This window comes from Microvirga sp. KLBC 81 (genome assembly GCF_003075415.1).
Classification (GTDB): domain Bacteria; phylum Pseudomonadota; class Alphaproteobacteria; order Rhizobiales; family Beijerinckiaceae; genus Microvirga.
The window spans coordinates 1-26,810 of the sequence record NZ_QDAH01000032.1; the positions used below are offsets into that span (position 1 = coordinate 1).

The following is a 26,810-nucleotide window of genomic DNA, read 5'->3' on the forward strand; positions in this document are numbered from 1 at the left end:
CGAGCGAGAGCAGCGGATATCGTGGGGAGCGCAGGATGGAGGTCTTGTATTGCGGCGTGAAAGCCGGCGGGTGCCAGTTCCTGTCCCGTTGATAGAATGGTCCGTCGTCCGACATGACTGCTCTCCCTGCAGAAGCCGTTATTGTTGTGCTTTAGGCTTTTTCCATTTCCTCATAAGCTCTCTTCACGATCTTGAAGGCGTGATTGGCGGCGGGGACGCCTGCATAGACCGCCACATGCAAGAGAGCTTCACGAATATCGTCCTTGGTCGCGCCGGTGTTGCGTGTGGCGCGCACATGCATGGCGACCTCCTCGTCATGCCCCAGCGCCGCCAGCAGCGCGATGGTGACGATGGAGCGCTCGCGCTTGGTGAAATGGGGCCGCGCCCACACCGAGCCCCAGGCGCCCTCAGTGATGAAGGTTTGAAAGTCCGCGTCAAACTCGGTCATCTGAGCGCTGGCGCGGTCCACATGCGCATCGCCGAGAACCTGGCGGCGGACCGCCATGCCCGCCTTGTAGCGTTCGCTGTGAGAATCGTCAGACAAGGCCTGCCTCCTGAAGATGCTGTTGGATCAACCGGGTCAGAACATCCGGCTTCTCGACACAGGGAATGTGCCCACACCCGTCGACCAGTGCGAAGCGTGCGCCGGGAATGAGGCTTGCGGTGTTGCGCACCACGTCGGCTGGCGTGGAGCCATCCTGATCGCCCGCGACACAGAGGGTTGGAACCTCGATCCGGCGTGCATCGGGCGTCAGATCAGCGTCGCGGATGGCCGCGCAGGTTCCGGCATAGCCGTGGGCAGGCATGCGAACCAGCATGTTGCGCCAGCCCGCCACCTCGTCCTCGCGCCTTTCGCGGAAGTCGGATGTGAACCAGCGTTGCAGAACGTTCTCGACGATGGGCTCAATGCCGCCAATCTCGACGGCTGCAATCCTCTCGCTCCACAGTTCCGACGTGCCGATCTTCGCTGCAGTACAGCAGAGCACCAGCGCCTTCACCCGCTGAGGCGAACGCACGGCGGCGCGCTGTGCAACCATGCCTCCGACGGAGAGGCCGACCAGGGCTGCGCTATCGATCTTCAGGTGATCGAGCAGCGCGAAGAGATCGTCCGTGTGATCATCCATCGTATAGGGAGCAGGCGGCGCGTCGGAGAGGCCGTGCCCGCGCTTGTCATAGAGAACGACGCGGAAACGATCGGTGAAAGCAGGCGCGACCTCCTGCCAGATGCGAAAATCGCTGCCGAGCGAGTTGTTGAAGACGAGCGCGGGCCCGTCAGGCCTTCCGATGACCTGATAGTGAAGAACGATGCCGTTTGCGCGAGTGAATGCCATGCCCCACCTCAATGCAGCGAGCCGACGCCGATATAGTGTTCGACCAGGCCATGATCGGCCCGCAGCGCCTCGCTCGTGCCCTGCCAGACGATGCGGCCTCGCTCCAGGATCAGCACGGACTCGGCAAAATCGAGCGCGCTCTCCAGGCGCTGCTCCACGAGCAGGATCGTCATCTCGCCGCTGGAGGCGAGACGCGTGAAGGCCGCCATCAGCTCCTCGCAGATCACCGGCGCCAAGCCTTCGAGCGGTTCGTCGAGAAGAAGCACGGAGGGACGCCCCAGGATCGTGCGGGCGGTCGAGAGCATCTGCTGCTCGCCGCCGGACAATTGCCAGCCGAGATTGTTCCGGCGCTCATGGAGGCGCGGGAACATGTCGTAGGCTTCCTGGATGACGCTGCGCGGGCGATCCTTGATGCCGACGATCAGGTTTTCCTCCACCGTCAGCGAGCGGAAGATGTCGCGCGTCTGCGGCACGAGACCGATGCCCAACCGGGCGCGTTCGGAGCTTTTCAAGGACGACAGGTCCTTGCCACCGACCAGGATCTCTCCGCCATAGCGGCGGTTCATGCCCATGAGCGTCGAGAGCAATGTGGTCTTCCCCATGCCGTTGCGGCCGAGGATCGACAGGCGCGCGCCGGGCGGCACGGAGAAAGACACGTCCTCCAGCACGATCGTCGGGCCATAGCCCGCGCTCAGGTTTTTGACGTCAAGCGACGCTGCGGGCATTGGCATAGTTCCCCAAGTAAGCTTCGCGCACCTTCGGATCGGCAGCGACCTCCGACGGCAATCCTTCGAAGATGATCTCGCCGGCCGCCAGCACCACCACGCGCTTGGCGAAGCGGAAAACCAGATCCATGTCGTGCTCGATCATGAGTACGGCGAGGCTCGGCGGAAGGCGCTCCAGCGCCTGTTCGATGCGCGGCGTGTCGACGGAGGGGACGCCGGCTGCAGGCTCGTCGAGCAGGAGCACCTTCGGCCTGAGGGCGAGCGCAATGGCGATTTCCAGAAGGCGCTGCTGGCCATAGGCGGTCTCGCCCACTTTCCGGCGCGCGACCTCGAGCAGGCCGAGGGTGCCCAGAATATCATGCACCTCATCCGCGACAGTGGAATTGCCACGGAAACGGCTCAGGATCCGCGAGGCCCTTCCTTCCCGCTGCAATATGGTGAGTGTGACATGTTCCTCGGGCGTCAGCTCCGAGAAGAGTCGCGTGACCTGGAAGGTCCGCACCAGTCCCTTTCGCACACGCTGCACAGCGCCGATTTGCGTCACGTCTTCCCCGTTGAGGATGACGCGTCCGGCGCTGGGCTTGAGCTGGCCTGTGACCAGGTTGACGAACGTGGTCTTGCCGGCACCGTTCGGACCGATGAGAGCCAGACGCTCGCCCGCCGGCATCGACAGGGAGATGTTACGGCTCACTGCGAGGCCGCCGAAGGATTTCGACAGGTTCTCGACGCGGAAGAGATCGCTCATGCCTTCCCTCCCCTCGATCCGGAGAACTTCTCGACCAGGCTGCTCAAGCCTCCGGGAGCAGCCAGCACGACAGCGATCAGCAGCGCACCCACCATCGTCATCCAATGGAACGGGTTGATGGCGGAGACCACATGCTCGAAGCCCATGAAGATCGCGGTTCCGATCAGCGCGCCATAGAGTGTGCCAAGGCCACCGAGAACCAGCATGACGAGCGCATTGGCCGAAAGCTCGAAGCTGACGCTGTCGAGGCCGACGACCTGCGTGGAGATGGCAGCAAGAGCCCCGCCCAGGCCAGCCACCGCCCCCGAGATCACGAACATCTTCAAGAGCACCGGGAACACGAAGGCCCCCATGGCACGGATGCGCACCGGATCCTGCTTGATGCCGCGGCACAGCATGCCGAAAGGCGACGCCACGATGAATTTCAGCGCGATGAAGACGCTGAGCAGAAGGGCGAGGCCCATGATATAGGCCGTCTTGCCCCACAAATCGAATTCGAACGTTCCGAAGAGCGGGCTCACCATCAGCCCCGCCAATCCATCGCTGCCGCCCGTATATGCGGAGGCCTTGTTCGCGGCCTCATGGAAGAGCTGCACGATGGCGATGGAGAGAACGAGCTGCGCGAGCCCGTGGGCTCGGAGCATGATCGCACCCATGACAAGCCCGGCCGCCGCGCCTGCTACCGCGCCAATGGCAAGCAGCGTCATCGGCTCCGTGACACCGTTCACGCAGGCAATGCCCGCCGCATAAGCGCCAGCGCCGAACAAGGCTGCCTGTCCGAGGGTGGCCACACCGCAATAGCCGACGATCAGATCGATCGACAGCACCAGAAGCGCAACCGCGATGATCCGGGTGAGCAGCGCGAGATTGTCGGGGAACAGCCAGTAGGCCGCCGCTCCGAAAGCCACGATCGACACGATCCCAATCACGTCGTGCCACCACGGGCTCTTCGCCTTGGGAGCCGCCGATACCGTTCCTGCCTGAGCCATGAGCTGCATGTTACTGAGCCCTTCCCAGGAAGCCGCGCGGGAACAGGCAGACGATGAGAATGACCGCCGCATAGAAGAAGAAATTGCCGAATTCAGGCATGAGATAACGCCCTGTCGTATCGACCAGTCCCAGCACGAGACACGCAATGACGGCGCCGAGGATGGAGCCTGCCCCGCCGACTGACACAACGACGAGGAACATCACCATGTAGCGCAGCGCATAATAAGGCTCGATGGGCAGAAACTCCGCGCCGACCACGCCACCCAGTGCGGCAAGGCCGATGGCGATGGCAAAGCTCACGGCATAAACGACTTGGGTGCGGACGCCGAGCGCATCGCTCATGGCGGCATTATCAACCGTTGCCCGCAGCCTGATGCCGAAGCTCGTGCGTTCGATGAGATACCACAGGCCACCGGCCACGACCGCGCCGCAGGCGATCACGAAGAGACGATGCGCGGCAATCGTGCGAAAGCCCACGTCCACCGGCTGGCTCAAGGCTTGAGGCAGAGGAATGGTCTTCAGGGTCGGGCCGAAGAAATAATTGGTGATGCCGATCACGCAGAAGGTGATGCCGATCGTCATCAGCACCTGGGTCAGCTCAGGACTGCCATAGATGCGCCGATAGAGAAAACGCTCCAGCGGAATGGAGATGATGATGGTGCCGATGATCGCGAGAAAGATCGCAACCGCATAGCCAAGCCCGAGATCCCGCGCGGCGTAGGATGCGATATAGCCTGCGATCATCGCGAACGCGCCGTGAGCGAGATTGACGACCCGCATCAGGCCCATCGTGAGCGACAGGCCGATGCAGATGATGAACAACACCATGCCAAAGGCCACGGCGTCGGTCGCAATGCTTAAGATCGTCTGCATCTGTCTTGTTCCGCTCGTGCGCGCCATGGTCTGAAGGGGACGTGATGGACACAAATCTCAAGCGGTTGCGTCCATCTCAACGTTTCATCGCCTTACTGCGTGGCGAGGCCGGGATCCTTCTGGTCCGGGAAGGTCTGGATTTCCTTGTTGAAGTACTTTCCGTCGGCGCCCTTCGCGACCTCGCGCAGATAGATGTTCTGCGTGATGTGGCGCGTCTCGGGCTCGATGCGCACCGGCCCGCGCGGGCTGGTCCAGGACAGGCCCTTCACGGCATCGACCGCCTTCTTGGCGTCCTGCTTGCCGTCGGTGGCTTCGATCATCTTGTAGATGACGTGCATGCCATCATAAGCACCGACCGACGGGAAGGAGAGTTGCTCCGCCGAGCCGATGGCCTTGGTGGCCGCCTCGACGAACTTCTTGTTCTCCGGGCTGTCATGGGCCACTGCATAATGGAAGCTGGTCTTCAAGCCTTCAGCCGCTTCGCCGAGCGCCGGCAGGTCGGATTCCTGGGTGAGGTCCCCCGGCGCGTAGAATTTGATGCCTGCCTTCTTCAGGCCCGTCTCGTTGAACGCCTTCACGAAGCCGAGGGTGGGCGGGCCGGATGGCAGGAAGGCGAACACACCGGCGGCTCCGGAGTCACGCACGCGCTGCATGATCGGGCTGAAATCGGCGGTGTTCATCGGCATCCGGATGGCCTCGATCACTTGGCCGCCGGCTGCCTCGAAAGCCTTCTTGAAGGCATTTTCCGCATCGACGCCCGGGCCGTAATCGCTGACCACGGTAATCGCCTTCTTGACCCCTTCATCGACAGCCACCTTGCCGAGAGGAGTCGTGGTCTGGGCGGTCGTGAACGACGTGCGGACCACGAGCGGTGAAGTGGTCATGATGGCAGAGGTCGCCGCATTGAAGATGACGAGTGGCGTGTTGGCCTGTGCGAGCAAGGGCGTGATCGCCATGGCGTCGGGCGTGAAGTAGACGCCGCCGAGATACTGCACCTTCTCCTTCACCACCAGTTCCTGCGCCAGGGCGCGGGATTGCGCAGGGTTTGCAGCCGGAAGGTCGCGATAGATGACTTCGACATCATGGCCTTTCACGGATTTTCCGTTCAGGGCCATGTAGGCTTCGACACCCGCCTGGAAGTTCTTGCCCTGTAGAGCGAATGGACCCGAGAACGGGCCGATGATGCCGACCTTGATGGTCTCGGCGTATGCGGAGACGGAGCTCATCAGCAATGCGCCGATGGCCGCACCCAGAATTTTCTTCCCTGCTGTCATCCTCGTTTCCTTCCCTCCAAGCCGCGGATCTCTTTTGGTGGATCGCGGTCCCCTGGTTCTATGGCGTTATCAGCTTGTGCGCATTGCGAACATTGATTACCATACCGAACATCAAGGACGATTCAGGGGCACGGTGTCAAGTCCACATGAGTCGAACACCCCTCTTTGGAGAGCAGCATGGCTCAGGAGATCGACAGCCAGAGCAGCGAGGACCGCGATTTCGTCGCGAGCCTCGAGAAAGGACTGCTGGTGATCGAAGCCTTCGATGCCAGCCGTCCCCGCCTGACTCTGTCGGATGTGGCCAAGATCACGGGCATTACCCGCGCGGCTGCCCGCCGCTATCTTCGCACCCTTACCCGGCTCAACTATGCGGATTTCGACGGGCGGTACTTCTCCTTGAGCCCGCGCATTCTCAGGCTTGGCTATGCCTATCTCTCCTCCACGGCGCTTTCCACACGTCTGCAGCCCTTCCTGGAGCGGATCTCGGAGGAGACGGGCGAGTCGAGCTCCGCGGCCATTCTGGATGGCGACGATATCGTCTACATCGCCCGCTCGGCCACCCGCCGCATCATGTCCATCGGCTTAGGCGTGGGTAGCCGCCTGCCCGCCTATTGCACGTCGCTCGGGCGGGCGATCCTGGCCAACCAGCCCCCTGAAACCATCGAGGCCTATCTCAACCGGGTGCGCCTGGAGCCTCGAACCCCGAAAACCATCACGGACAAGAACGAATTCCGCGCCATCCTGGAGACGGCCCGACAGCAAGGCTATGCCTTCGTCGACGAGGAGCTGGAATTCGGCCTCCGCTCCATTGCCGTGCCGCTGGTCCAGGAGAACGGCCAGGTCACCATTGCCCTCAACATCAGCGCTCAGGCCGCGCGCGTGCCGGCCTCCGAGATGGAGGAGCGTTTCCTGCCGTCCCTGCGATCCGCCAGCGAGGCCCTGCACTACACGCTGTAGGCTTCTTGAAACTCAGCCGAATTGATCGAAACGCCCAGATGCGCGTTAGGCAAAGAGACCAGCTTGCGCGATGAAGGACATGCCATGGTTACCCTGGAGATTGCCGGCAAGGCGGTTGCCGTGACCAATGCCGATCAGGAGCAGGCCGAGGAACTCTTTTTGAGCGAGAGCTTTAAAGATGACCTGAAGTCGTTTAAGAGCGAGGGCCGCTTCCTTTGGGACGGCTCAGCTGCCTTGACAACCAGACCCGCATCCGAGGACGAAATCGATGCGTTTTATGAGGTTCTGGACGAAGAGGATGAGGACGAGGTCGAAGACGACGAAGACTCTGACGGCATCAACATCGATGTCGTTTTCCTGGTGTCCATCGACGAAATAGACGACGGCGCCACCTCCGGCTGATCACATTTATCGGAGCCTTTGAGCTCTCTCGAACCGGTTCAGCCCCATTCCCATGCCTTTTCCCAAGACCAATCCCAGCCTCGAACGCGCCCTCACCGATCGAGGTTATAACGACCCCACTCCCGTCCAGGCCGCCGTTCTTGAGCAGGATGCTCTCGACCGCGATCTTCTCGTGTCAGCCCAGACCGGCTCCGGCAAGACGGTGGCCTACGGCTTGGCCATGGCCTCGACCCTGCTCGGCGATGCGGAGCGCTTCGGGGCTCCGCGCGAGCCGCTGGCGCTGATCATCGCGCCGACCCGTGAGCTGGCACTTCAGGTCAATCGCGAGCTGATCTGGCTCTATGGCCCGGCCGGCGCACGTGTTGCGTCGTGCGTCGGCGGCATGGATGTGCGCCGCGAGCAGCGGGCCCTGGAAGACGGCTGCCACATCGTCGTCGGCACGCCGGGCCGCCTGCGCGACCACCTGGAGCGTGGACGCCTCGATACATCGAGGATGAAAGTCGTGGTGCTCGACGAAGCGGATGAGATGCTCGATCTCGGCTTCCGCGAGGACCTCGAGTTCATCCTCGACGCCACGCCCGAGGAGCGCCGCACGTTGCTCTTCTCCGCCACCTTGCCGAAGAACATCGTGACGCTGGCGCGCCGCTATCAGCGCGATGCGCACCGCATCGACACACTGGTCGAGAATGAGCCGCACGGCGACATCGAATATCGCGCCATCCGCTGCGCGCCGAACGAGACAGAGCTCGCCACCGTGAATGTGCTGCGCTTCTATGAAAGCCGCGGCGCGATGGTGTTCTGCCATACCCGTGAAGCCGTGCGCCACTTGCATGCGAGCCTCGTCGAGCGCGGTTTCGCAGCGGTTGCTCTGTCGGGTGAACTCAGCCAGAGCGAACGCAGCCATGCTCTTCAGGCCCTGCGCGATGGACGCGCCCGCGTGTGCGTTGCGACCGACGTTGCCGCTCGCGGCATCGACCTGCCCGATCTCGGTCTGGTCATTCACGTCGACTTGCCGAACGATCACGAAACGCTCCTGCACCGCAGCGGCCGCACTGGCCGCGCCGGTCGCAAGGGCGTATGCGTGATGCTCGTGCCCTATACGCGGCGCCGCAAGGCGGAGCGCCTGATCGACATGGCCGGCATCGACGTGGCTTGGGCCGGCCCTCCTTCGGCTGACGACATCCGCACGCTCGACCGCGAGCGCCTGATGCAGGATCCCATGTTCTCCGAGGAGACGACGGAAGAAGATCTTGCCATGGCTCGCGTTCTGCTCGCCGAGAAGTCGGCCGAGGAAATCGCCAATGCCCTGGCGCGCTTCCATCGTTCACGCCTGCCCGCACCTGAAGAGGTTTTCGATCCCGGCGAAGATCGTGGATCGCGTCAGCGCAAGGACAAGCGCGAACGCCAGGAAGAGCGCGCGCGCGGCGGCAGGGAATGGGGCCGCGGCGCTTCAGAAGATGGCGCTTACGGCGCGTCGGAAGACATGGTGTGGTTCCGCATGAGCGTGGGGCGCCGCAACAATGCCGATCCCCGTTGGCTTCTGCCCATTATCTGCCGTCTCGGTCATGTGACCAAGAAGGAGATCGGGTCGATCAAGATCTTCGACAGGGAGTCGAAATTCCAGATCGCGAAGTCACATGCGCCGAAATTCGCCGCCGCTGTGCGCAAGGCCAATGACGAGGACATCCGCATCGAGCCCGCCGACGCGCCGCATGGAAAGACCTGGGATGCGCCCAAGCACAAGGGTCCGAAGGAGAGAGGCGAATTTTCCGAGCGTAAGGGCCCGCGAGAAGGCAAGCGCGTCCATGAATCCAAACCGCCTCGTGCGCACAAGGACACGAAACCTCACAAGCCCCCAAAGGACAAGAAACAGGACAAGAAGCGTTCGTCCGACAAACGCCGCTGAGAATCCAATCAGGCCGGAGCGAGAAGCACTCCGGCCTGATGCTTTTACCGATGCCGCCGCCTTCAGGACTCGTTTGCGGCAGGCTTTTTAAGGTTCTTGATCACAGCCCCCGCCAGCGGCACGAGCATCGACGGCAGAACGGCGTCGATCGGCTGCCGCACGAAGCCGAGGACGGCTTGCTTCATGCCGCGCACTTCATCGCGCAGCTCCGTGAGCTGCTCCTGAATGGCTTCTGCATCGGCCTCCAGAGCCTGGATCGCCGAGTTGCGCACTTCGAGCGCCAGCTCCATCTCCCGCCCCGGCCTCGACTTTTCTGCGACCACCAGCAGGATGATGGCGACGAGGACGTTACCGAGGGCGATGACGGCGGCGGCCCAGATGGAACCCCACGCCTGATCGAGCGCGAAGAACACTGCCAAATTTCCCATGAAAAACGCGAAAAGCCCGAGAAGAACCGCCGCTCCCCTCAAGGAGGAACGGGTCATCATCTGGCGGAAGCGGATGTCGGCAATGATCGACTCGGCGCGCCAGAGGACGCGAAGATTGCGAACGATGCTGTCCATCATGATTTTCAGGCCCTTCCCACCATCTGCCCGATCGCCACGCCTAAGACGAAAGCGCCCAGCACGGACGCCAGCGGATGCTCGGCGATGAAATCTTCAACGTTGCCGGAATACTCGGACAACGCCTTGCTCAATTCCTTCAGCTGCTCTTCGAGATCGGCAGCGAAGGATGCATTGGCTTCTTCGGCTGCATTGGTTGTCCTCTCATGCTTCGCGGCATGCGATTTCGCCTTGGCGGCGGCACGTGACGGCTTGTTCAGGTCCGCGTGCAGAGAGGCAAGCTCATGATGAATATGAGAAGCGCGCGCCATGATCAGAGCGCCCGCCGAATGCGCGTATAGGCGTCTTTCAGCTCGGAGGCGAGGATCTTCAAGGCATCGCCCACATCCCTGGTGCTCTTGTCAAGCTCAGCCCTGCTCTCGAAGGAACTCCAACGCTGCTCGAGTTCGGACCACTCGTCCTGCACCTCTCTCGAGCCGAGATGGATCTTCAGCCGGATCTCATCACGGGTGCGCTTGAGGTCCTCGGCGAGTTTTACGAGATCCGGCATGGTTCTGTTCCCTCTCAAAAGCAGACGAACGGCAGGCCCAATGAGCAACTTGAAGCCCTTGTACCCGGCTCCAACACAAGCAGCCTTGATCTTCATCAAGTATGGCCAAGCTGCAGGTCGCTCTGCACTTTGGAGAACAATTTTCCTGCGATATCAGCGATGTAACACAATCCACTCTCTGGCCGGAGAGCAGACAAGGCGTGGGAAGTTCGGTAGGTTCTGGTCAACAACACCGTAGGGGCAGAACAATGAAACCTGACATGGACCTGATTGGCGCGCTCACCAGCTTCTCGGTTGGCACGCTCGATGGCCGCGATGCGATGATGGTGATCGAGATGGCCACCACGCTGGAGGAGTACGAGCGCGGCGTGCGCCGGCAGCTGCCGGTGGCGATGACGCCCGAGCATGCGCGCGAGCTCGGCGAGGCGCTGCTCCTGGCCGCCAAGGCCGCGCTGATGGGCGACACTCCCTCCTACGCCGTCAACTGAAGCAGCAGCTTCTCCTTGAAGCTCCGCTGCGAGATGTTAGATGACGTTACGGCATGGTTTTGCGGCAACAATCCTACGCTCATCGGAATATTTTGCTGCACCGCAAAATATTTTTTTGCATTGCAACGAGAGCTTCTTTAAAGCGTTATCTGACATTCAGCAGTCCTGAAGGATAAGCCTGATGCAGCGCCTAGGAAGCATGATCCACCAATTGGCTCGCTACCGGAGGCAATGGGAAGGATTGATGAAGGCCTCGGCCGAGAGCGCAGCCTCGCTGGAGCCTTCCTCGACGGCTCCGAGCCGCCTGACGGAAACGCAAAATTTCGGCCCTAACCCCGGCAATCTGCGCATGTTCACCTATGCGCCGCCGGAGATCGGCGCCTCCCCCGCCCTCGTCGTGGTTCTCCACGGCTGCACACAGAGCGCTGCGGGCTATGATTACGGCTCCGGATGGTCGGTTCTGGCCGAGCGTTACGGCTTTGTCGTGCTCTTCCCCGAGCAGCAGGATGCAAATAACCCGAAACGCTGCTTCAACTGGTTCCAAGCCGGGGACATCGAACGCGACAGCGGCGAAGCCGCCTCGATCCGCCAGATGGTGGAGCGCGCCGTTCGCGATCACGGCGTTGATCGTGACCGCATTTACGTAACCGGACTGTCGGCCGGCGGCGCCATGACGGCGACCATGCTGGCCGCTTACCCAGAGGTTTTCGCCGGCGGGGCCATCATCGCCGGCCTTCCCTATCGATGCGCCACGAGCGTCTCGGAAGCGTTCGAGTGCATGTTTCAAGGGCAGACACGCCCGGCCGAGGAATGGGGCGATCTGGTACGCCAGGCCTCTCCGCATCGCGGGCCCTGGCCCAAGGTGTCCGTCTGGCATGGCAGCGCCGATGCCACCGTGAAGCCCCTCAATGCAGGCGAGATCATCAAGCAATGGACGAATGTCCATGGCTTGTCGGCGGCTTCCAGCAGGAACGAAACCGTGGATGGTTATCCGCGTCGCGTCTGGACGAACGATGTCGGCGAGGAAGTGGTCGAGGAATACGTCATCACCGGCATGGCCCATGGCACGCCGCTCGCCACGGGCGATGGCGAGAACAATTACGGCGTTGCAGGCCCGTTCCTGCTCGAAGCCGGGATCTCATCGAGCTATCACATCGCGCGGTTTTGGGGCCTCACCGGGCGCGGTGCATCGAAGAAGTCTGCAAGCACCACGCCGAGACCTACTTCAATCGAAAAGACTTCGCCATCAACCACCGCTTCGCAGGAGCGCAGGAAGCAAGCGCCTGTCTCCATCCCGGATGTCGGCGCTATCATTACAAGAGCGTTGAGGGCTGCCGGCCTCATGCGCTGAAGGCACTCACGGGCCTTTCTTGACGCTGAGATCGTCTTCGCTTTTCTTCTCGCCAGTCACGCAATTCATACGCGACTGAGCCGGAAGGACTTGTGGAGGCCGATCCTCACGCCCGGCGATCTCGCGCATGATCTTGGTGCGAATGACCATGGCGAATTGCTCCGAGTCGTGCAGAGGGATCACGAAGGATCCGACGCCGCCGATGACGCATTCCCGATAATACACGTCCAGCCCGTCCATCTCGGGGCTGTTCGAGGCTCGCCCGAACATGATCGGCAAGCCATTGATCGTGATGCTTTCCGCGATCGCCTCATCCCGCGCGAGTTCAACCTTGCGCCCATCATTGTTGGGACCATCCCCCGAGATATCGATGACTCGGCGCGCCGAGATTCTGCCGAGATCCGTGAACAGATTGCGGCTGAAGTCGATCACCCCGGAGATCGACGTCATGCCTGCTTGGCGTATCGGCTTGCTGGCGAGATGGTTGGAGAAGGCATTCGCTTTCTCCGGACCATCGATGACTGTCCAGGGAACGAGCACCACCTGATCCTTGGCCCCAGACCACTCGACATAGGTTACGGCGATCCGGCCTGCTACGCCGTTCTGGATGGCCTCATGAACAGCCGAGGATCGAAAGGCCTCCACGAAGCCTGTGCGCTGCAGGCCTTGTTCCTCCGCTTCCATCGAGGAGGACACGTCAACAGCGATGACGAGAGCCAAATCGAGCGGAGGCTCAGCGGAGGCTGGCGCTCCTCCGAGAAAGCCGCCCGCGAGAATAAGGCACGCGAGAGTACACCAGAAACGACGAAGCATGACGACCTCCGTCTCTGCCCTCGGTCAGTTGACCAACGCCCAAGTTACCTCTTTCTCAACGCACCAAGCTGGACTTTGATACGCTGAGCCGCGCATAAAAAGCTGAACCTCTTCTCAATGAGCCGGAGAAGTCACCTGCCGAACGGATGCTCAGGCAGAGCCTCAGGGACGAACTTGTCCTTTAAAGGGCAATGGGAGCATGGGGCCCGGCAAGCTGCCATCGAGGCCTCCACGAAGAGAACACTGCTACTATGATGGCATTCGCGCTGGAGCCTTTTTCGGTGAAGCGGCTCCGGTTCACCATCAAAAAATGCGGCCCGGCAAACAAGAGGGCTGATTCCAGGCCAACGGAAACAGCTCTACTTCGTGATTTCACAATTGCGCAGGGCCTGAGCCTGGCTGGCGATTTTCCTGCAATATCAGCGATGTAACACAATCCACTCTCTGGCCGGAGAGCAGACAGGGCGTGGGAAGTTCGGTAGGTTCTGGTCAACAACACCGTAGGGGCAGAACAATGAAACCTGACATGGACCTGATTGGCGCGCTCACCAGCTTCTCGGTTGGCACGCTCGATGGCCGCGATGCGATGATGGTGATCGAGATGGCCACCACGCTGGAGGAGTACGAGCGCGGCGTGCGCCGGCAGCTGCCGGTGGCGATGACGCCCGAGCATGCGCGCGAGCTCGGCGAGGCGCTGCTCCTGGCCGCCAAGGCCGCGCTGATGGGCGACACTCCCTCCTACGCCGTCAACTGAAGCAGCGTCTGACGCGGGAAAACCGGGTTTCCTTTTCCGTACGACGCGAAGGGCGACGAAGCTCCTCTCATCGGCAGGCGCGATACGTGCCCATGTCGAAATGGAAGTGATCACGATGGGCCCCGTTGTAATCGGGGCTGAGCACGACGTCGAAGAGCCCGCAGGCGCCATCCCGGATGTCCCGCAGAAAAGCCGCGCGGCGGGGATCTCTTCCCGTCCAGTCGCTTCTCACCGTGATCTGCTGTCCATCGGCCAGCACGAAGCCGGCGAGATCAATAGCATTGGCGGTCGCATGTTCGCTGCGCCGGCCTTCAGTGCGGTGGTTGATGTTGCGACAGGCGTAAGTGCCGAAGCGGACGACGCGCACCACATCCTGTCCGAGATGCCTGCGAGCCGCCGGTCCGACGACGTGGCGGTCAAAGAGCGCCCAGGCCACTGCCAGAGAACATGAAGCCGTAAAGCTCCGGCTCAAGGCGCGCGAAGCCTCCGTCACCTCGACGGCATTGGACAAGCCGCAGCCATCCCTGTCCGTACGATCCGAAGCGGGTCTGTAGGAAACATCCGACTCCGCCAACACTCGAAGGCATTGCGGCCCGTTCCTCTCGAGACGCGAGAGCTTTATCCGGGTCAGCCAGTTCACCTCATCCGCCACCTGCAGGGGCGCGAAGGGATCAAGATGGCTCGGAACGACGATGACTCTGCCCCAGACCAGTCCCGCCAGGATCGCAAGCCCAAGTGCAGCAGTGAGGGCGAGCCGGCCCAGAATGGTCGGGAGAAGTCTCGTACGCCGACGCGTCGGAAAAAGTTCATCCTGCACACCATGGATTTAGGGCAGACCATGCAGGGAGCGAGCCCTCAGGACTGTCGGTGCGGCCGAACCAATCGAGACTTGTATTCAAAAAGGTCCAGGGCCTTGATTGAGGAGCCCCATGATGACCTGGAGCGGCTGGGGGCGACCTAGACAATAACCCTGGCCTTCCTGGCATCCGAGTTCCTGGAGCACGCGGATCTGATCCGGTGTTTCCAGCCCCTCGGCGATCAAGCGAATTCCAAGGCTCCGACCGAGGGCAACAATGGCCTGCACGATTGCCATCGCTTCCACATCGTTCGGAACGCCGAAGACGAATGAACGATCGATCTTGATGGCGTCGATAGGGAACTTCCGCAGATAGCTGAGGGCGGAGTAGCCTGTTCCGAAATCATCGAGAGCAAAGCCAACGCCGGAAGACTTCAGCTCATCGATGGCCCTGCGGACCGCACCGCTCTCCTGAATGAAGAGCGACTCGGTAAGCTCAAGCATCAGCCGATCTGCTGGCAAGCCCGTATCAGCCAGCACCTTCGTGACAGATGCGACGAGATTGCCGCGTGTGAATTGAACTGGCGATACATTAACCGAAAGCTTGATGGGCTGCGGCCAGCGAACGACCTCGCGGCATGCCTCGTGCAGAACCCACTCGCCAAGGATTTCCATCATGCCGACCTCCTCGGCAACGGGAATAAACTCGTCAGGTGGCACCATTCCACGCTCCGGATGAGGCCAGCGCAGAAGCGCCTCCACACCAACGAGCGTTCGGCTGCCGAGGTCGAATTGCGGCTGATAGACCACCTGGAATTCCTGCCGCGCCAGGGCATCCCAAAGCTCCATCTCCAGCTTTTGCCTGACCCGCAGCTCCGCTTCAATCGAAGATTCGTAGAAGCAATGCAGCCCGCGTCCAGCCTTCTTTGCCCTGTAGAGCGCCGCATCCGCCTGTTTCATGATGAGATCGGGCTCGCTTGCCGTCTCATCGATCATTGCAATGCCGACGCTGACGCCAATCGTCAGACGATTGCCGTTGATTTCGTAAGGATCGCCAATTTGTTCGATCAGGCGCCACGCGAGGATTTGGAGATCCTCCTTCCCAATCGGCTCACGCCAGAGCACGGCGAACTCATCTCCGCCGAGCCGCGCGAAGAGATGCGGAGACGGAACGAGCTCCAATCCGCGACGACCAACGGCCTGCAGCAGGAGGTCCCCGGTCCCATGGCCGAAGGTATCGTTGACGGTCTTGAAGCGGTCGAGATCGAAATAGAGAACAGCCCCAGAGGGCGCTCCCGCAGTACTCGCTTTCAATACCTCGCGCAGGCGCTCCGTGAAGTGGTTGCGGTTGGGCAGCCCGGTCAGCGTGTCATAGTGAGCAAGATAGGCCAGACGCTGCTCGGCACGCCTTCGTTCGGTGACATCCCTGAAGCTCAGACAAACGACGAAACGATCCGCAGGTCTGCCACGGCTCGTGTCCACGTTCTCCTGGAGACGTGAGGGGGTGACGACATATTCGAGCACCCGCTCGTCAGCACCGTCACCCTGCATGCATAGCTCACGCGGCGCAGCTCCGCGCCATTCGCCCTGAGCACAGTCGGAAATAGCGTTTCTCATCGCCATCAGCATTTCAACCGGTGCCAGTTCCTTGACGGGAAGCCCGATCCAGTTGCGGCGGGCCCCCGGCTTGAGAATCTGTGCTGCGGCGCGGCTGATCGATTGGATGGTTCCTTCGTCATCGACCACGATGATGCCGTCGAAATTATCTGAGACGACCTGATCGAGCACAATCTTCAGGTTATGACGCTCTGTGTCTGACAGAACGAGGAGAATACGACGCAGGTCGATCTCCCGTCCGACCGTAAGAGCCATGAAGCCTAGAACAGCAACGTGCCAAGCTGAGGTATCGAGCACAATCGTGTGCAGAACCTGCAGGGCCCAGGCGCAGATTTCCACCAGAACGGCACAGCCAATCAGCGCGAGGACAACGTGGTGCCATTTGGAGCACCTTGCCGCCCAAACCAGAACCGCCAGCACGATCAAGCCGATAATTGAGATTTCTTGCGCCGCTTCGTCAAGCGCCCGTCCCTGCACGATGGCCTCCGCACTGACGGCCTGGAGGAGAGAACCGGAGATCAGACCATAATGAGGCACCTGGAAGACGTCGCGCAGCTCGATTGCGCCGGCGCCGACGATGACTTTCTTACCTCTCAGGCGCTGAGCCTCGACACGCCCTTGCAGAAGATCGATGACCGAGATGCGATCAATCTCACTTGCCGAAATGCTGAAGTCGATGATGAACGACTCAGTGCTCGGGGAAACGCCTCCGTAGAGCGTGGCAAGCGACGGCAGAAGCTTCCCGTCGATCAAGGCGCCATAGGGATAGCGCCGAACGTGCCCGTCGGAATCCGGCTCTATATTGACGCTTGCAAGCCAAGCATGATCCCGAAAGCGGGCGAGCGGCTGGCTGGCGATGGTGCGGCGATCCTGGATGTCCGACGACGCAGGCTGGTTGAACGTGGCGAGGATGACCGAGCTTTTCGCAGCTCGCAAAGCGGCTTCGAGAGCGCTGTCATCCGCCTCGTTCGACCGCGCGCTGAAATCGATGTCGAGTGCAATTTCGGAAGGCTCGAAGCGATCGATGGACTTGATCAGATCGGCATGAATGCGCCTGGGCCAAGGCCATTCACCGATCTCGGCAATGCTCTTGGCGTCGATCTCCACCAGCACGATCCCGCCGGTTGGATCCCGGGAAGCGGCAGCAAAGCGGAGTTCTGTCAGCCTATCCTTCAGCGGCTTGAGTGCGCCTTCGTTGTGAAGCAAGCCCGCAAAGAGAGCGATGAGACTGATGACGATCGCGTATCGGAACACGAGTCCCTCACAAGGGAAAGAGGATAAGCCGCGGACGTCAGCAACCTGACGCGCTGTGGAGTGCCTTAACGTTTTCCGCTGCCCTCGGAGGAACCGCCTCCCCGACCGTTGCCTTCGCCGTTACCGCCGGCATTGCTACTGCCATTGCCGTTGCCTCCACCAGCGCCACCGCCATTGCCGTTGTTACCACCGTTGTTGGAGCTGCCCTTATCTGCACCTTTGCCACCACCGTTCCCGTTGCCGCCGGCATTGCTGCCCGAACCGGTAGACCCGGAGCCGCCTTTGCCACCGCCACTGCTTCCGGTGCCTGTGCCGCCAGAGTTGCTCGATGTCTTGCCTGTTCCGGCTTTGCTGCCTGACTGCCCCTTCGTTCCGGCATCCTCGTCATCAGAGCTCTGGGGGTGCCCTTTCCGGACATCCAGAGTATCGCTTGCACCAGTCACTCGAAGACCGCGTCCTTCCGGCCCACCGACGATGGCTTTCTGACCGGGGCCGATTTCTGCCGATGCGCCGGTCTTCAGATCGGAAACCTCCACCAATCCACGCGCAACCTGCACGTCCGCGCCGACCCTGGACACGGACACCGTGAAGTGCGTTCCTTTCACGACAGCTGCCAGAAGCGGGGTTTTCACCGAGAAATGCCTGACGTTGCGTTTCTCAACTTCAAGTTCGATCCGTCCCACCTGCTGCTGGATCGTCGTGCTCGTGCCGAAGAACGTGTAGGATTGCGGTGAGATCACCGTATTGGGGCTGACCAGAATGCTCTCAGCTCCTCGCTCCAGTTGAGCGCGGGCATTGTGGCTCGTCGAGAAAGTCGCCCCATCCGGCACGGTCATTCCAGCCGTCGCTCTGGCAACCGGTGCATTCGGGTTGGAGATCCAAGCCTCACCCGAGACTTTAACAATCACCCAATCTCCTGCCAGGGCGGGAGCCGCACTCAAGAGCAGAAGAAGGGGAAACATGAACAGGCGGCGCAGCGGGATCAGCATCATGGCAGGTGCGGCAATCGTTATTGGCAGGATGAAGGCAATATCTCAGACCCCATTTAAAACACTATAACATATTCCCTTTCCTGTCGATTGTGAATTCCGCAGGCTGCGAGCGCTTCGGAATGCGTCCTCGCTCACGCAAATCGCGCCGCTACGATACCTACATGCCCCAAGGTAAGTAAGAGGATAAGATTGAATTACAGGAAGCCTACCCAATACGCTGTGCATGCCGCTGCACCACGTCTGGTTCGCCAGATTTCAGCGCCGGAGCAAAATAAGAACCGACCGGTTCAGCGACATCGGTGAACGGGTCGGCGCTGGAATGGAGAGAAACGACGGGATGGAGGATCCGCAGAGTCAGCTGGCCTGAGCGATGCCGCGGCAGTGAAAGCCGATCACGCGCGGAGCTCCACCCAGATAATACTCCTCCATATCCTGGATGGAAAAACCGGCTTGCTGGAGCAGTTCCACTACTGGCCTCGTGAGATTGCAGCCAACTGCGAGGGATCGCCAGATCGGATTGAGCCGATGCTGCCAGCGCGCCACATCCGCTTCCGGCGACAGCCCATGCTCAAGGAAGAGCACCCTGCCCTCGGGCTTGAGAACGCGCCGGATCTCCTTGAGCGCCTGCACGGGATCGTCGACCGAACACAGCGTGTAGGTGATCACGGCCGTATCGATGGATGCATCCCTCAAGGGTAGCGCCTCGGCTGGAGCACGGACGATCTCCAGAGGAACCGGGCTGTTGCGATGCCGCGCCTCACCGAGGTGAAGGAAGGCATCGTTGGGATCGACTCCGATGACCTTCCTCACCTTGAGGGGATCGTAGAACGGCAGGTTCAGACCAGGCCCCATGCCGATTTCGAGGACCACACCGCCTGCGAGAGGAACAACCCGCTCCCGCTCCGCCGTTATGTCATCCATCGCGCAGAGGCAGCTGACGATCTTTGGTCCGATATAGCGAGAATACAGGCTCATTTTCGTTCTTCCGTGAGAGGGTGCGTCTGGAAACGGTTGCGAGCACTAATGCCCTGAGCCGCGCCAGCCGTAATAGAGGTCGAAGGGCTCGAGCCCGATGTCCTGCAGCATGCGCTCGTCGAGCTGCCGGCGATCCCGCTCATGGGCAGCGGCCTCGTTCATCAGCGTAACGAAATAGCGGATGGACTTGGTGGCGCTCTCAATGATGGCTCGCGCAATCCAACCTGACTGCGCGATCATTGAACTGTTCGGTGAAGCAGTGTTCTGCATCATGGCATGCCTCCCAGCACTTTTGATGCTAGACTGGACCAGATCGAGGTTCGATCCATGACGATGAAGGCAAGGCACTCCTGGCCGTCATCGCTACGGTTGATGATGCGCGGCTCGGGGTCTCTCTTCTGTGACCTTGATCACATTGCAGTCGATGCCCCGTCATCCTTGACGAAAGGCCTCTTCATGGCTGGACCGCACAACCTGGCGCTTCTGCTCAAGGCCAATCCCTTCTTCGCAGGCCTGGGGGACGACGCCATTGAGGCCATCGCAGTGTTGTGCGTGTCGCGGCACCTCGATCCAGGAGAGACGCTTTTTCTCAAAGGGGATCCGGGCGATGCGCTCTATGCCGTGCGTCGCGGGCAAATCCGCATTGCGACGGGGAGTTCCTCCGGTAAGCGTCTGACGCTCAATCTCCTCGGTCCAGGCGACGTTTTCGGTGAGGTTGCCCTTCTTGACGGCCGTCCACGAACCGCCGATGCCGTGGCGGTGGAGCCGACGGAGCTCTATACGGTCCTTCGGCGCGACTTCTTCGACCTTCTCGAAAAACGCCCCTCCGTCGCGATCCGGATCATCGAACTCCTGTGCGAGCGCATTCGCTGGATGAGCGCGCAAATGGAGGAACGTGCGCTGCTGCCGCTGGGAACCCGGCTTGCCCATCGTCTCGTTGCGCTCAGCGAAGATTACGGCTGCGAGCTGCATGTGAGCCAGGAGGAACTCGCCATCTTCGTCGGTGCAAGCCGCGAAAGCGTGAACCGGCAGCTTCAGGATTGGCGCCGTCGCGGCTGGGTGGAATTGAGCCGTAACCGCATTCGCGTGCTCCATCCATCCTATCTGCATCGTTCGCATGGGAACGACGGGAGCATGGCGACGCGTGATCCCGTGTGATCCGCATCACAGAACGGAACGCCTTCCTCATTCAAAGTCCCGGCATGGTTTTGAGGGGGAGAAGAAGCATGGCCTCGTATCGATCGAACCTGCCGCAACTATCCGGCGGAGACTTCCTGACCGATGGCGGCCTGGAAACAACCCTGGTCTTTCATCGCGGCATCGATCTGCCCTGCTTTGCCGCCTTTCCTCTCGTGATGAGCGAGGACGGGCGCGAGACGCTGAGAGCCTACTTCAAGCCCTATCTCGAAACCGCCAGAGAGCGCGGCGTTGGGTTCATTCTCGATACTGTGACATGGCGCACCAATGCCGATTGGGGCAAGAAGCTCGGCTATTCGGCAGACGATCTCGCCGATGTTCAGCGCAGATCCGTAGCCTTTGCCTGCGAACTGTGCGAGGCATACGCCACGGACCGCACACCTGTCGTCATCAACGGTGTCCTGGGGCCTCGCGGCGACGGCTACAAGGCCGACAGCCGCATGAGCGCCCGGGAAGCAGAGCGTTACCATGCGCCTCAGATCGAGGTCTTTCACGATACACCGGCCGATATGGTGAGTGCGATAACACTGACCTATCCGGAGGAGGCCATCGGAATCGTACGGGCAGCGCAAAGCCGTGGCCTTCCTGTGGTCATCTCCTTTACACTGGAAACAGATGGCCGCCTGCCCTCCGGAGATACGCTGCAGAAGGCGATCGAACGAGTGGACGCCGCCACCGGTTCGGGCCCGATCTACTATATGATCAACTGTGCGCACCCGACGCATTTCGAAAGCACCGTGGCGACAGAGGGGACGTGGCTTAATCGGGTCAAGGGCATCAGGGCCAATGCCTCCACCCTGAGCCATGCCGAGCTCGACGCTGCCACCGAGCTGGACGCTGGCGATCCGGCTGCGCTCGCGCGTCACTATCAATCGCTGCGCCAGAGGATGACGCAGCTTTGTGTCCTGGGAGGATGCTGCGGCACGGACCACCGCCACATCGTTGCCATTTGCGAGGCCTGCAATCCGCGCTCCGGGTTCGCCTCAAGCCATGCACAAGAACTGCAAAGGGTTTCGTAAGTCCTGATGCTCCGTTCAGCTCCGATTCCAAGCAGGAACCGCTATATCAAAACTACCTCTTAAGAGGTGTGATCACGCAAAAGAGTTGGGAGCAGCGGTTTCGGGGAATAGTATGGTTTGAGAAGCGAAACTCACAAGCAAGGCATAAGCCCGCGGCACAATGTGAGAAGGACAAGTGTCCGCCAACGGCAGTCGAACGTTCACGCGATCGGATTATGCCATGTCACGACGTTTCGAACATGCGGGATTTCGGGTGCGGAGAGCAGCGCTCGTCCGCATCCTTGTCTGCGCCTTGGCTGTTCTTCCTGCAACCGAAGGCGCTCAAGCGCAGGAAGCGTCGAAGAAGGTGCTGCATATCGATTCCTACCACGCAGGCAACGAGTGGAACGACCGGATCGTGGCGGCGCTCCGGGAGACGCTGACGGGCAAGGATATCGAGCTGCGCGTGTTCCATATGGACACGAAGCGACGCCCGTCCGACAGCGACATCCGAGCCTCGGCCCTGGAGGCCAAGCGGATCATCGACGAGTTCAATCCCGATGTCGTCACGACCAGTGACGACCCCGCCGCGCAGCACCTCGTGCAGCCCTATTTGCGCGACTCCTCGATCCCAGTCGTCTTCTGCGGCTTGAACTGGGACGCCTCCACCTATGGCCTGCCCTTCCGCAATACCACGGGCATGGTCGAGGTCTCGCCGATTCCACAGATTGTGAAGCTGCTGCGGAGGCACGCGCGCGGCCCAAGGCTCGGCTTTCTGTCTGAGGATACGCAGGTCAAGCGCAAGGAGCTGGCCTATCACGAGAGGCTCTTCGGGATCACCTACGACAAGACTTACTTCGTGAAAACGCATGCGGCCTGGAAGGAGGCCTTCCTGCGGGCTCAGAAGGAGGTCGACATGCTGATGATCCTCGGCGTCGGAGCTCTGCCCGACTGGAACATCGCCGATGCCACCCGCCTTGCGGAGGAGAAGAGCGAAATCCCGAGCGGGACGGATTTCGAGTGGCTCACCTCCGTCAGCCTCATCGGAGTGGTGAAGAGCCCGCAGGAACAGGGGCGCTGGGTGGGCCAAGCAACGCTTCGCATTCTCGAAGGTGTTCAGCCCAGCGACATTCCTCTTTCATACAATCGCGAAGGCGAGTTGTTCTTTAATGACAGGATTGCCCGAAGGCTTGGCATCAAGGACTTCCCTCCCCTCGCCAGAGCCGTACCATGACAAGCCTTGAGTCTGTTGAACCTCGAAAGGTCACGAGCCCGAAGCGCTCCCTTACCCTGCTGACGCTCCGCAAGATCGCGATCCGCATCAGCCTCGTCGTCGCGGCCGCTACGATCATGAGCTACTGGCACGTGAAGACGGGCTTCGAGCAGCAGGCCGTTGAGAACCTTGAGCGGTATGTCGAACAGAGGCGCGTTCGTGAAAGCGCGATCTTCGACCTCGCCAGCAGCAATATTCGTACATTCTCGGATGCCTATCTGCGCGAGATCAGCCAGATGGACCCGCAGGGAGCGGAGCAGCGCTTTGCAAGCCTGTTCGAGCAGCATCCCGACGGAACCACGCGGCTGACGGAAAATGTCTTCAAGACCTATGGCGTCACAGGCTTCATCGGCAAGCACGTGATGATCGAGCGGGATCTCAAGCGGCGACTTGTCGTCGCCTTCGATCTGATCACGCAATTCGGCCCTGCGTGGAAAAGCCAGTTCGCCAATCTCTATGTGATGACGCCGGAAGGCGCCGTCATCATGTACTGGCCGGATCAGCCCTGGGCTTTGCGTGCGGGGGATTGGGAGATCTCGGGCAAGCTGAATCTGCTCTCCGACAACAAGGACGACGTGCTCGTCGCGAACACCGGCTCGATCGCCGACTCTGCCAAGGAGCGCTGGTCCGAACTCTACTTCGACTATGGTATCAACGATTGGCTCGTATCGGTCACCCGCCCGGCTCTTCTGGACGGACGCCCGGCCATCCAGATCGGCCAGGATATCCTCGTCCATGACCTGATCGGCCGCGCCGTCAGCACGGATCTGGGCGGCACATATAACATCCTCTTCTCCGAAGAAGGAAGGATCATCGCCCATCCCCGCTTCATGGATGCCATCCAGGCACGCAGCGGCTCCTTGCCGATTTCCGAAACCGGTGACCCCAAACTTGAGAAAATTCACCGATTGACGCTGGAGCGTTCTCCGCAGCAGACCGTCATTCGTGACCAAAGCGACAATCAGGTGATTGCCGTCACGAAGCTCAGCGGTCCGGCCTGGACCCTGGCTACGGTCTATCCTCTGGATCTTGCATCCGAGAGCGCGTGGCAGACGGCTCGCCTTATTCTCCTCATGGGCGCCCTGGCGCTGATTCTCGAAATCGCAATCTTAAGCTCGACGCTCAGGAGCCAGATTGCCGTTCCATTGCGTCTCCTGGTGCGTGCCACGAGCTCTGTCGCCAAGGGAGAGTTCAAGACACACCTCAATCTTCGCCGCGATGACGAAATCGGCGAGCTGGCGGACGCTTTCACCACCATGGCCCGGCAGATCGACGCCCGTGAATCAGCGCTGAACGAGCGCAGCGCGAGCCTCGCCAAGCTCAATGACGAATTGGCCCACGAGCTTGCGGAGCGTGAGAAAGCCGAACGGGAGCTGGCGCGCCACCGGGAGCTCAATGCGCTGCTCGATACCATCGATTACGGCATTCTGTTCTTGAGCCCCGACCTGAAGATCCGCCTCGCCAACCGGGCCTACAAGGAAATGTGGGCCGTGCCCGAGGCGCAGATCGCCAAGGGAACACCAATCCGCAACGTGGTTGCCCATCACAGCCAGGCCCTCGGCATCGAACACGAGTACGAAGACGCCTTCATCGAGCGCAACATGGAGGATATCCGACGCTGCGATCAGGCTCCGATCGAGATCCAGTCCCCGAACAACCGTGTGCTCCGCTACCATTGCGTCGCCCTGCCGGATGGCGGACGCATGCTCACCTATGTGGATATCACCGAGCAGAAGCGGGCCCTCGATGCCATCGCGCTCGCCGAGCAGCGCCAGCGACGCCTTCTGGAACTGGCGCCCTTCCCGCTGGTCGTGACCCGGATGTCGGACGGGCGGATTCTGTATGCCAATGCCCGCACGGCAGAGGCCATCGGCCTCAAACCCGAGGAGTTGCGGGGAACGCCCGCGCCGAACTATTACGCAAACCCGACGGATCGCGAGCGCATCCTCAAGATTCTATCGCAGGAAGGCCGCGTTCAGGACGTGGAAGTTCTCCTTCAGCGCCACGACGGCAAGCAGTTCTGGGCCTTGGTGAACGCGAGCTTCGCCGATTATGAATCCACCCCTGCCCTTCTGTTCGCCTTCAACGACATCACCGAGTTGAAACAGAGGGAAGCGCAGCTCAAGCAGGCCAAGAAGGAAACCGAAGCGGCGTTGCGCGACCTCAACGCCGTTCTCGACACCATTCAGTACGGCATCCTGTTTCTCGACCCCGATTTTCGCATCCGCCTCGCCAACCGGGCTTATCGCGAGATCTGGGAGATGCCCGCGAGCTATTATGAGAAGCCCCGATCCCTGGAAGAGGACATGGAGAAGAGCCGGTCACTCGGCAGCTACGATGTCTCGGATGAAGAATGGGGGGCCTACAAGGCACGACGCATCGGCGAGATCAGAAGCGGTGCTCCCGTTATGACCGAGATGCGCCTGAAGAACGGGCGCGTTCTTCAGTACCGTATTATTGCACTGCCGGATGGCGGGCGCATGCTCACCTATTTCGACATCACCGACATGAAGCGGTTCGAGGATGTCCTGCGCCGCCATCTGGCCGCCATGGAAGCGGCCATGGACGGCATGGCGATCCTCGATGCCGACTATCGCTACCAGTACCTCAACGAAGCTCATCTGAAGATCTTCGGCTATGACCGCCCGGAGGAGCTTGTCGGGAAAAGCTGGAAGCAGCTCTACACGGACGAGGAGCGCGCATATTTGGAGGCCGTCGCCTTCCCCAAGGTCTTCCAGGACGGTCACTGGAACGGCGAGGCTGTGGGCCTGAAGCGCGACGGCACGCTCTTCCCGCAGGATGTCTCGCTCACCATCATCCAGGACGGCGGGCTCATCTGCGTGGTGCGCGACATCACCGAACGCCATGCCCGCGACGAAGCCTTGCGTCAGGCCAAGGAGCACGCCGAGGAAGCAAGCCAGGCCAAGTCCCGGTTCCTGGCGAATGTGAGCCATGAGCTTCGCACGCCGCTCAATGCCGTCCTTGGCTATACCGAGCTTCTCATCGACGGTCTCTACGGTGATCTTCCCGACAAGGCGCACGGCGTGCTCACGCGCGTGCAGGTGAATGGCCGCCATCTTCTCGCTCTCATCAACGATATCCTCGACCTCTCGAAGATCGAGGCCGGAGAGCTTCTGATCGCGGCAGAGCCCTATTCGATTTCCGATCTCATCCATGCCGTCGTCACCACGGCGGAGCCGCTCGCCAAGGCGAAGGGGCTTTCCCTTCGAGTTTCGGTTCCGGAGGAACTTCCCTGTGGCAGCGGCGACGAGCGCCGGTTGACCCAGGTGCTCGTCAACCTCGTCGGCAACGCCATCAAGTTCACGGATCAGGGCTCCGTCGATGTCTCGGCCGAGGTGGTGAGCGGACGTCTGAAGATTGCCATCCGGGACACTGGCATCGGTATCGCGCCGAAGGATCAGAAACTCATCTTCGAGGCCTTCCAGCAAGGCTCCAATGCCGTGAATGGCGGCACCGGAACAGGGCTCGGCCTCGCTATCTCGAAGCGGATCGTGCAGATGCACGGCGGCACGATTCATGTCCACTCAGCCGAGGGACAAGGCTCCACCTTCACCATCGACCTCCCGCTTGAGACCCGCCCTGTGACGGAGGCTGCCTGATGAGCAAGCGGATCCTGATCGTCGAGGACACTGAGGACAATCGACGGATCCTGCGCGATCTCTTGACCAATGCGGGATTTGAAATCTGCGAGGCGCATGACGGCCAGGCGGCGATCACGGCTGCGGCGGAATTCAAGCCCGATCTGATCCTGATGGATATCCAGTTGCCCATTCTCGATGGGTATGAGGCGATCCGGCATATCAAGGCCAATCAATCCATCCAGCCGCCCCCGATCATTGCCGTGACGTCCTATGCGCTTTCCGGAGATGAGGAGAAGGCCTGGGCTGCCGGATGCGACGGTTACATCGCGAAACCCTTCAGCCCGCGCCAAATCCTCGCGAAGGTGCGCGAACTTCTGGAATGAC

27 protein-coding genes and 1 pseudogene are annotated in these 26,810 nt (G+C 61.0%); 11 read left to right on the top strand and 17 right to left on the bottom strand.

Annotated elements, in window-relative coordinates; all coding sequences use genetic code 11:
• The 8 genes and pseudogenes from DC522_RS18530 to DC522_RS18565 form a co-directional block, all read right to left on the bottom strand.
• A pseudogene (locus DC522_RS18530) lies at window positions 1-115 on the bottom strand (protocatechuate 3,4-dioxygenase subunit beta); the annotation flags it as partial.
• A 36-nt stretch (window positions 116-151) separates the two neighbouring features.
• Entirely contained in the window at window positions 152-505 is a 354-nt protein-coding gene (gene pcaC, locus DC522_RS18535; RefSeq protein ID WP_371679954.1) for a 4-carboxymuconolactone decarboxylase, read from the bottom strand.
• Window positions 506-536: 31 nt separating this feature from the next.
• Complete coding sequence (gene pcaD / locus DC522_RS18540) at window positions 537-1,331, bottom strand: 3-oxoadipate enol-lactonase (protein WP_116530156.1); 795 nt, start codon at window positions 1,329-1,331, stop codon at window positions 537-539.
• 8 nt (window positions 1,332-1,339) lie between these two features.
• A complete protein-coding gene (locus DC522_RS18545; RefSeq protein WP_116530157.1) occupies window positions 1,340-2,056 on the bottom strand; it encodes an ABC transporter ATP-binding protein in 717 nt (238 codons plus the stop codon).
• Window positions 2,037-2,801: an ABC transporter ATP-binding protein gene (locus DC522_RS18550; protein ID WP_116530158.1), complete on the bottom strand. Its 765-nt coding sequence runs from the start codon at window positions 2,799-2,801 to the stop codon at window positions 2,037-2,039. The genes DC522_RS18545 and DC522_RS18550 overlap by 20 nt, the downstream gene beginning before the upstream one ends.
• Window positions 2,798-3,790 (bottom strand): branched-chain amino acid ABC transporter permease, encoded by a 993-nt coding sequence (locus tag DC522_RS18555; RefSeq protein WP_245444303.1) that lies wholly within the window; start codon window positions 3,788-3,790, stop codon window positions 2,798-2,800. The genes DC522_RS18550 and DC522_RS18555 overlap by 4 nt, the downstream gene beginning before the upstream one ends.
• Before the next feature lie 10 nt (window positions 3,791-3,800).
• Entirely contained in the window at window positions 3,801-4,664 is an 864-nt protein-coding gene (locus DC522_RS18560) for a branched-chain amino acid ABC transporter permease (RefSeq protein ID WP_116530207.1), read from the bottom strand.
• Between the two features lie 92 nt (window positions 4,665-4,756).
• Window positions 4,757-5,938 (bottom strand): ABC transporter substrate-binding protein, encoded by a 1,182-nt coding sequence (locus DC522_RS18565; RefSeq protein WP_116530160.1) that lies wholly within the window; start codon window positions 5,936-5,938, stop codon window positions 4,757-4,759.
• Between the two features lie 177 nt (window positions 5,939-6,115).
• Here DC522_RS18565 and DC522_RS18570 point away from each other — a divergent pair, with 177 nt between their 5' ends.
• From DC522_RS18570 to DC522_RS18580, 3 genes are read left to right on the top strand one after another with little or no spacing between them, the layout of a single operon-like run.
• Window positions 6,116-6,895, top strand: a complete 780-nt coding sequence (locus DC522_RS18570; RefSeq protein WP_116530161.1) for an IclR family transcriptional regulator — start codon at window positions 6,116-6,118, stop codon at window positions 6,893-6,895.
• A gap of 21 nt (window positions 6,896-6,916) precedes the next feature.
• On the top strand, window positions 6,917-7,297 hold the full coding sequence (locus tag DC522_RS18575) for a hypothetical protein (RefSeq protein WP_245444294.1): 381 nt from the start codon (window positions 6,917-6,919) through the stop codon (window positions 7,295-7,297).
• 52 nt (window positions 7,298-7,349) lie between these two features.
• Window positions 7,350-9,203, top strand: a complete 1,854-nt coding sequence (locus tag DC522_RS18580) for a DEAD/DEAH box helicase (protein WP_116530163.1) — start codon at window positions 7,350-7,352, stop codon at window positions 9,201-9,203.
• Window positions 9,204-9,265: 62 nt separating this feature from the next.
• Here DC522_RS18580 and DC522_RS18585 read toward each other — a convergent pair whose 3' ends face one another.
• From DC522_RS18585 to DC522_RS18595, 3 genes are read right to left on the bottom strand one after another with little or no spacing between them, the layout of a single operon-like run.
• The gene (locus DC522_RS18585; protein ID WP_133239307.1) at window positions 9,266-9,769 is read right to left on the bottom strand and encodes a phage holin family protein; all 504 of its coding nucleotides are present in this window, start codon (window positions 9,767-9,769) and stop codon (window positions 9,266-9,268) included.
• 5 nt (window positions 9,770-9,774) lie between these two features.
• A complete protein-coding gene (locus tag DC522_RS18590) occupies window positions 9,775-10,077 on the bottom strand; it encodes a hypothetical protein (protein ID WP_116530165.1) in 303 nt (100 codons plus the stop codon).
• A 2-nt stretch (window positions 10,078-10,079) separates the two neighbouring features.
• Window positions 10,080-10,316: a hypothetical protein gene (locus tag DC522_RS18595; protein ID WP_133239308.1), complete on the bottom strand. Its 237-nt coding sequence runs from the start codon at window positions 10,314-10,316 to the stop codon at window positions 10,080-10,082.
• Between the two features lie 260 nt (window positions 10,317-10,576).
• Between DC522_RS18595 and DC522_RS18600 the strand changes: the two genes are divergently transcribed.
• Window positions 10,577-10,804: a hypothetical protein gene (locus tag DC522_RS18600; protein ID WP_116530167.1), complete on the top strand. Its 228-nt coding sequence runs from the start codon at window positions 10,577-10,579 to the stop codon at window positions 10,802-10,804.
• Window positions 10,805-10,985: 181 nt separating this feature from the next.
• A complete protein-coding gene (locus DC522_RS18605; protein WP_116530168.1) occupies window positions 10,986-12,155 on the top strand; it encodes a PHB depolymerase family esterase in 1,170 nt (389 codons plus the stop codon).
• 6 nt (window positions 12,156-12,161) lie between these two features.
• Here DC522_RS18605 and DC522_RS18610 read toward each other — a convergent pair whose 3' ends face one another.
• Window positions 12,162-12,968: a DUF1194 domain-containing protein gene (locus DC522_RS18610; RefSeq protein ID WP_116530169.1), complete on the bottom strand. Its 807-nt coding sequence runs from the start codon at window positions 12,966-12,968 to the stop codon at window positions 12,162-12,164.
• Window positions 12,969-13,494: 526 nt separating this feature from the next.
• Here DC522_RS18610 and DC522_RS18620 point away from each other — a divergent pair.
• On the top strand, window positions 13,495-13,722 hold the full coding sequence (locus DC522_RS18620) for a hypothetical protein (RefSeq protein ID WP_116530167.1): 228 nt from the start codon (window positions 13,495-13,497) through the stop codon (window positions 13,720-13,722).
• 67 nt (window positions 13,723-13,789) lie between these two features.
• On the opposite strand, the gene DC522_RS18625 is transcribed toward DC522_RS18620, so the two are convergent.
• From DC522_RS18625 to DC522_RS18645, 5 genes are all read right to left on the bottom strand, one after another.
• Window positions 13,790-14,539 (bottom strand): extensin family protein, encoded by a 750-nt coding sequence (locus DC522_RS18625; protein WP_205769676.1) that lies wholly within the window; start codon window positions 14,537-14,539, stop codon window positions 13,790-13,792.
• A gap of 78 nt (window positions 14,540-14,617) precedes the next feature.
• Window positions 14,618-17,389, bottom strand: a complete 2,772-nt coding sequence (locus tag DC522_RS18630; RefSeq protein WP_116530171.1) for an EAL domain-containing protein — start codon at window positions 17,387-17,389, stop codon at window positions 14,618-14,620.
• Between the two features lie 65 nt (window positions 17,390-17,454).
• Window positions 17,455-18,381 (bottom strand): FecR domain-containing protein, encoded by a 927-nt coding sequence (locus tag DC522_RS18635; RefSeq protein ID WP_116530172.1) that lies wholly within the window; start codon window positions 18,379-18,381, stop codon window positions 17,455-17,457.
• Window positions 18,382-18,735: 354 nt separating this feature from the next.
• Window positions 18,736-19,356 carry a class I SAM-dependent methyltransferase gene (locus DC522_RS18640; RefSeq protein WP_116530173.1) on the bottom strand — a complete coding sequence of 207 codons (621 nt, stop codon included), beginning with the start codon at window positions 19,354-19,356 and terminating at the stop codon, window positions 18,736-18,738.
• A gap of 45 nt (window positions 19,357-19,401) precedes the next feature.
• Window positions 19,402-19,629 (bottom strand): hypothetical protein, encoded by a 228-nt coding sequence (locus tag DC522_RS18645; RefSeq protein WP_116530174.1) that lies wholly within the window; start codon window positions 19,627-19,629, stop codon window positions 19,402-19,404.
• Window positions 19,630-19,812: 183 nt separating this feature from the next.
• Between DC522_RS18645 and DC522_RS18650 the strand changes: the two genes are divergently transcribed.
• The 5 genes from DC522_RS18650 (at window position 19,813) to DC522_RS18670 (ending at window position 26,809) form a co-directional block, all read left to right on the top strand.
• On the top strand, window positions 19,813-20,514 hold the full coding sequence (locus DC522_RS18650; RefSeq protein ID WP_116530209.1) for a Crp/Fnr family transcriptional regulator: 702 nt from the start codon (window positions 19,813-19,815) through the stop codon (window positions 20,512-20,514).
• Between the two features lie 68 nt (window positions 20,515-20,582).
• The gene (locus DC522_RS18655) at window positions 20,583-21,572 is read left to right on the top strand and encodes a homocysteine S-methyltransferase family protein (RefSeq protein WP_116530175.1); all 990 of its coding nucleotides are present in this window, start codon (window positions 20,583-20,585) and stop codon (window positions 21,570-21,572) included.
• Window positions 21,573-21,792: 220 nt separating this feature from the next.
• Complete coding sequence (locus DC522_RS18660; RefSeq protein ID WP_133239310.1) at window positions 21,793-22,785, top strand: ABC transporter substrate-binding protein; 993 nt, start codon at window positions 21,793-21,795, stop codon at window positions 22,783-22,785.
• Window positions 22,782-26,444 (top strand): PAS-domain containing protein, encoded by a 3,663-nt coding sequence (locus DC522_RS18665; protein ID WP_116530177.1) that lies wholly within the window; start codon window positions 22,782-22,784, stop codon window positions 26,442-26,444. Before DC522_RS18660 ends, DC522_RS18665 begins: the two co-directional genes overlap by 4 nt.
• Window positions 26,444-26,809 carry a response regulator gene (locus DC522_RS18670; RefSeq protein WP_116530178.1) on the top strand — a complete coding sequence of 122 codons (366 nt, stop codon included), beginning with the start codon at window positions 26,444-26,446 and terminating at the stop codon, window positions 26,807-26,809. The genes DC522_RS18665 and DC522_RS18670 overlap by 1 nt, the downstream gene beginning before the upstream one ends.
• Window position 26,810: the final 1 nt, after the last annotated feature.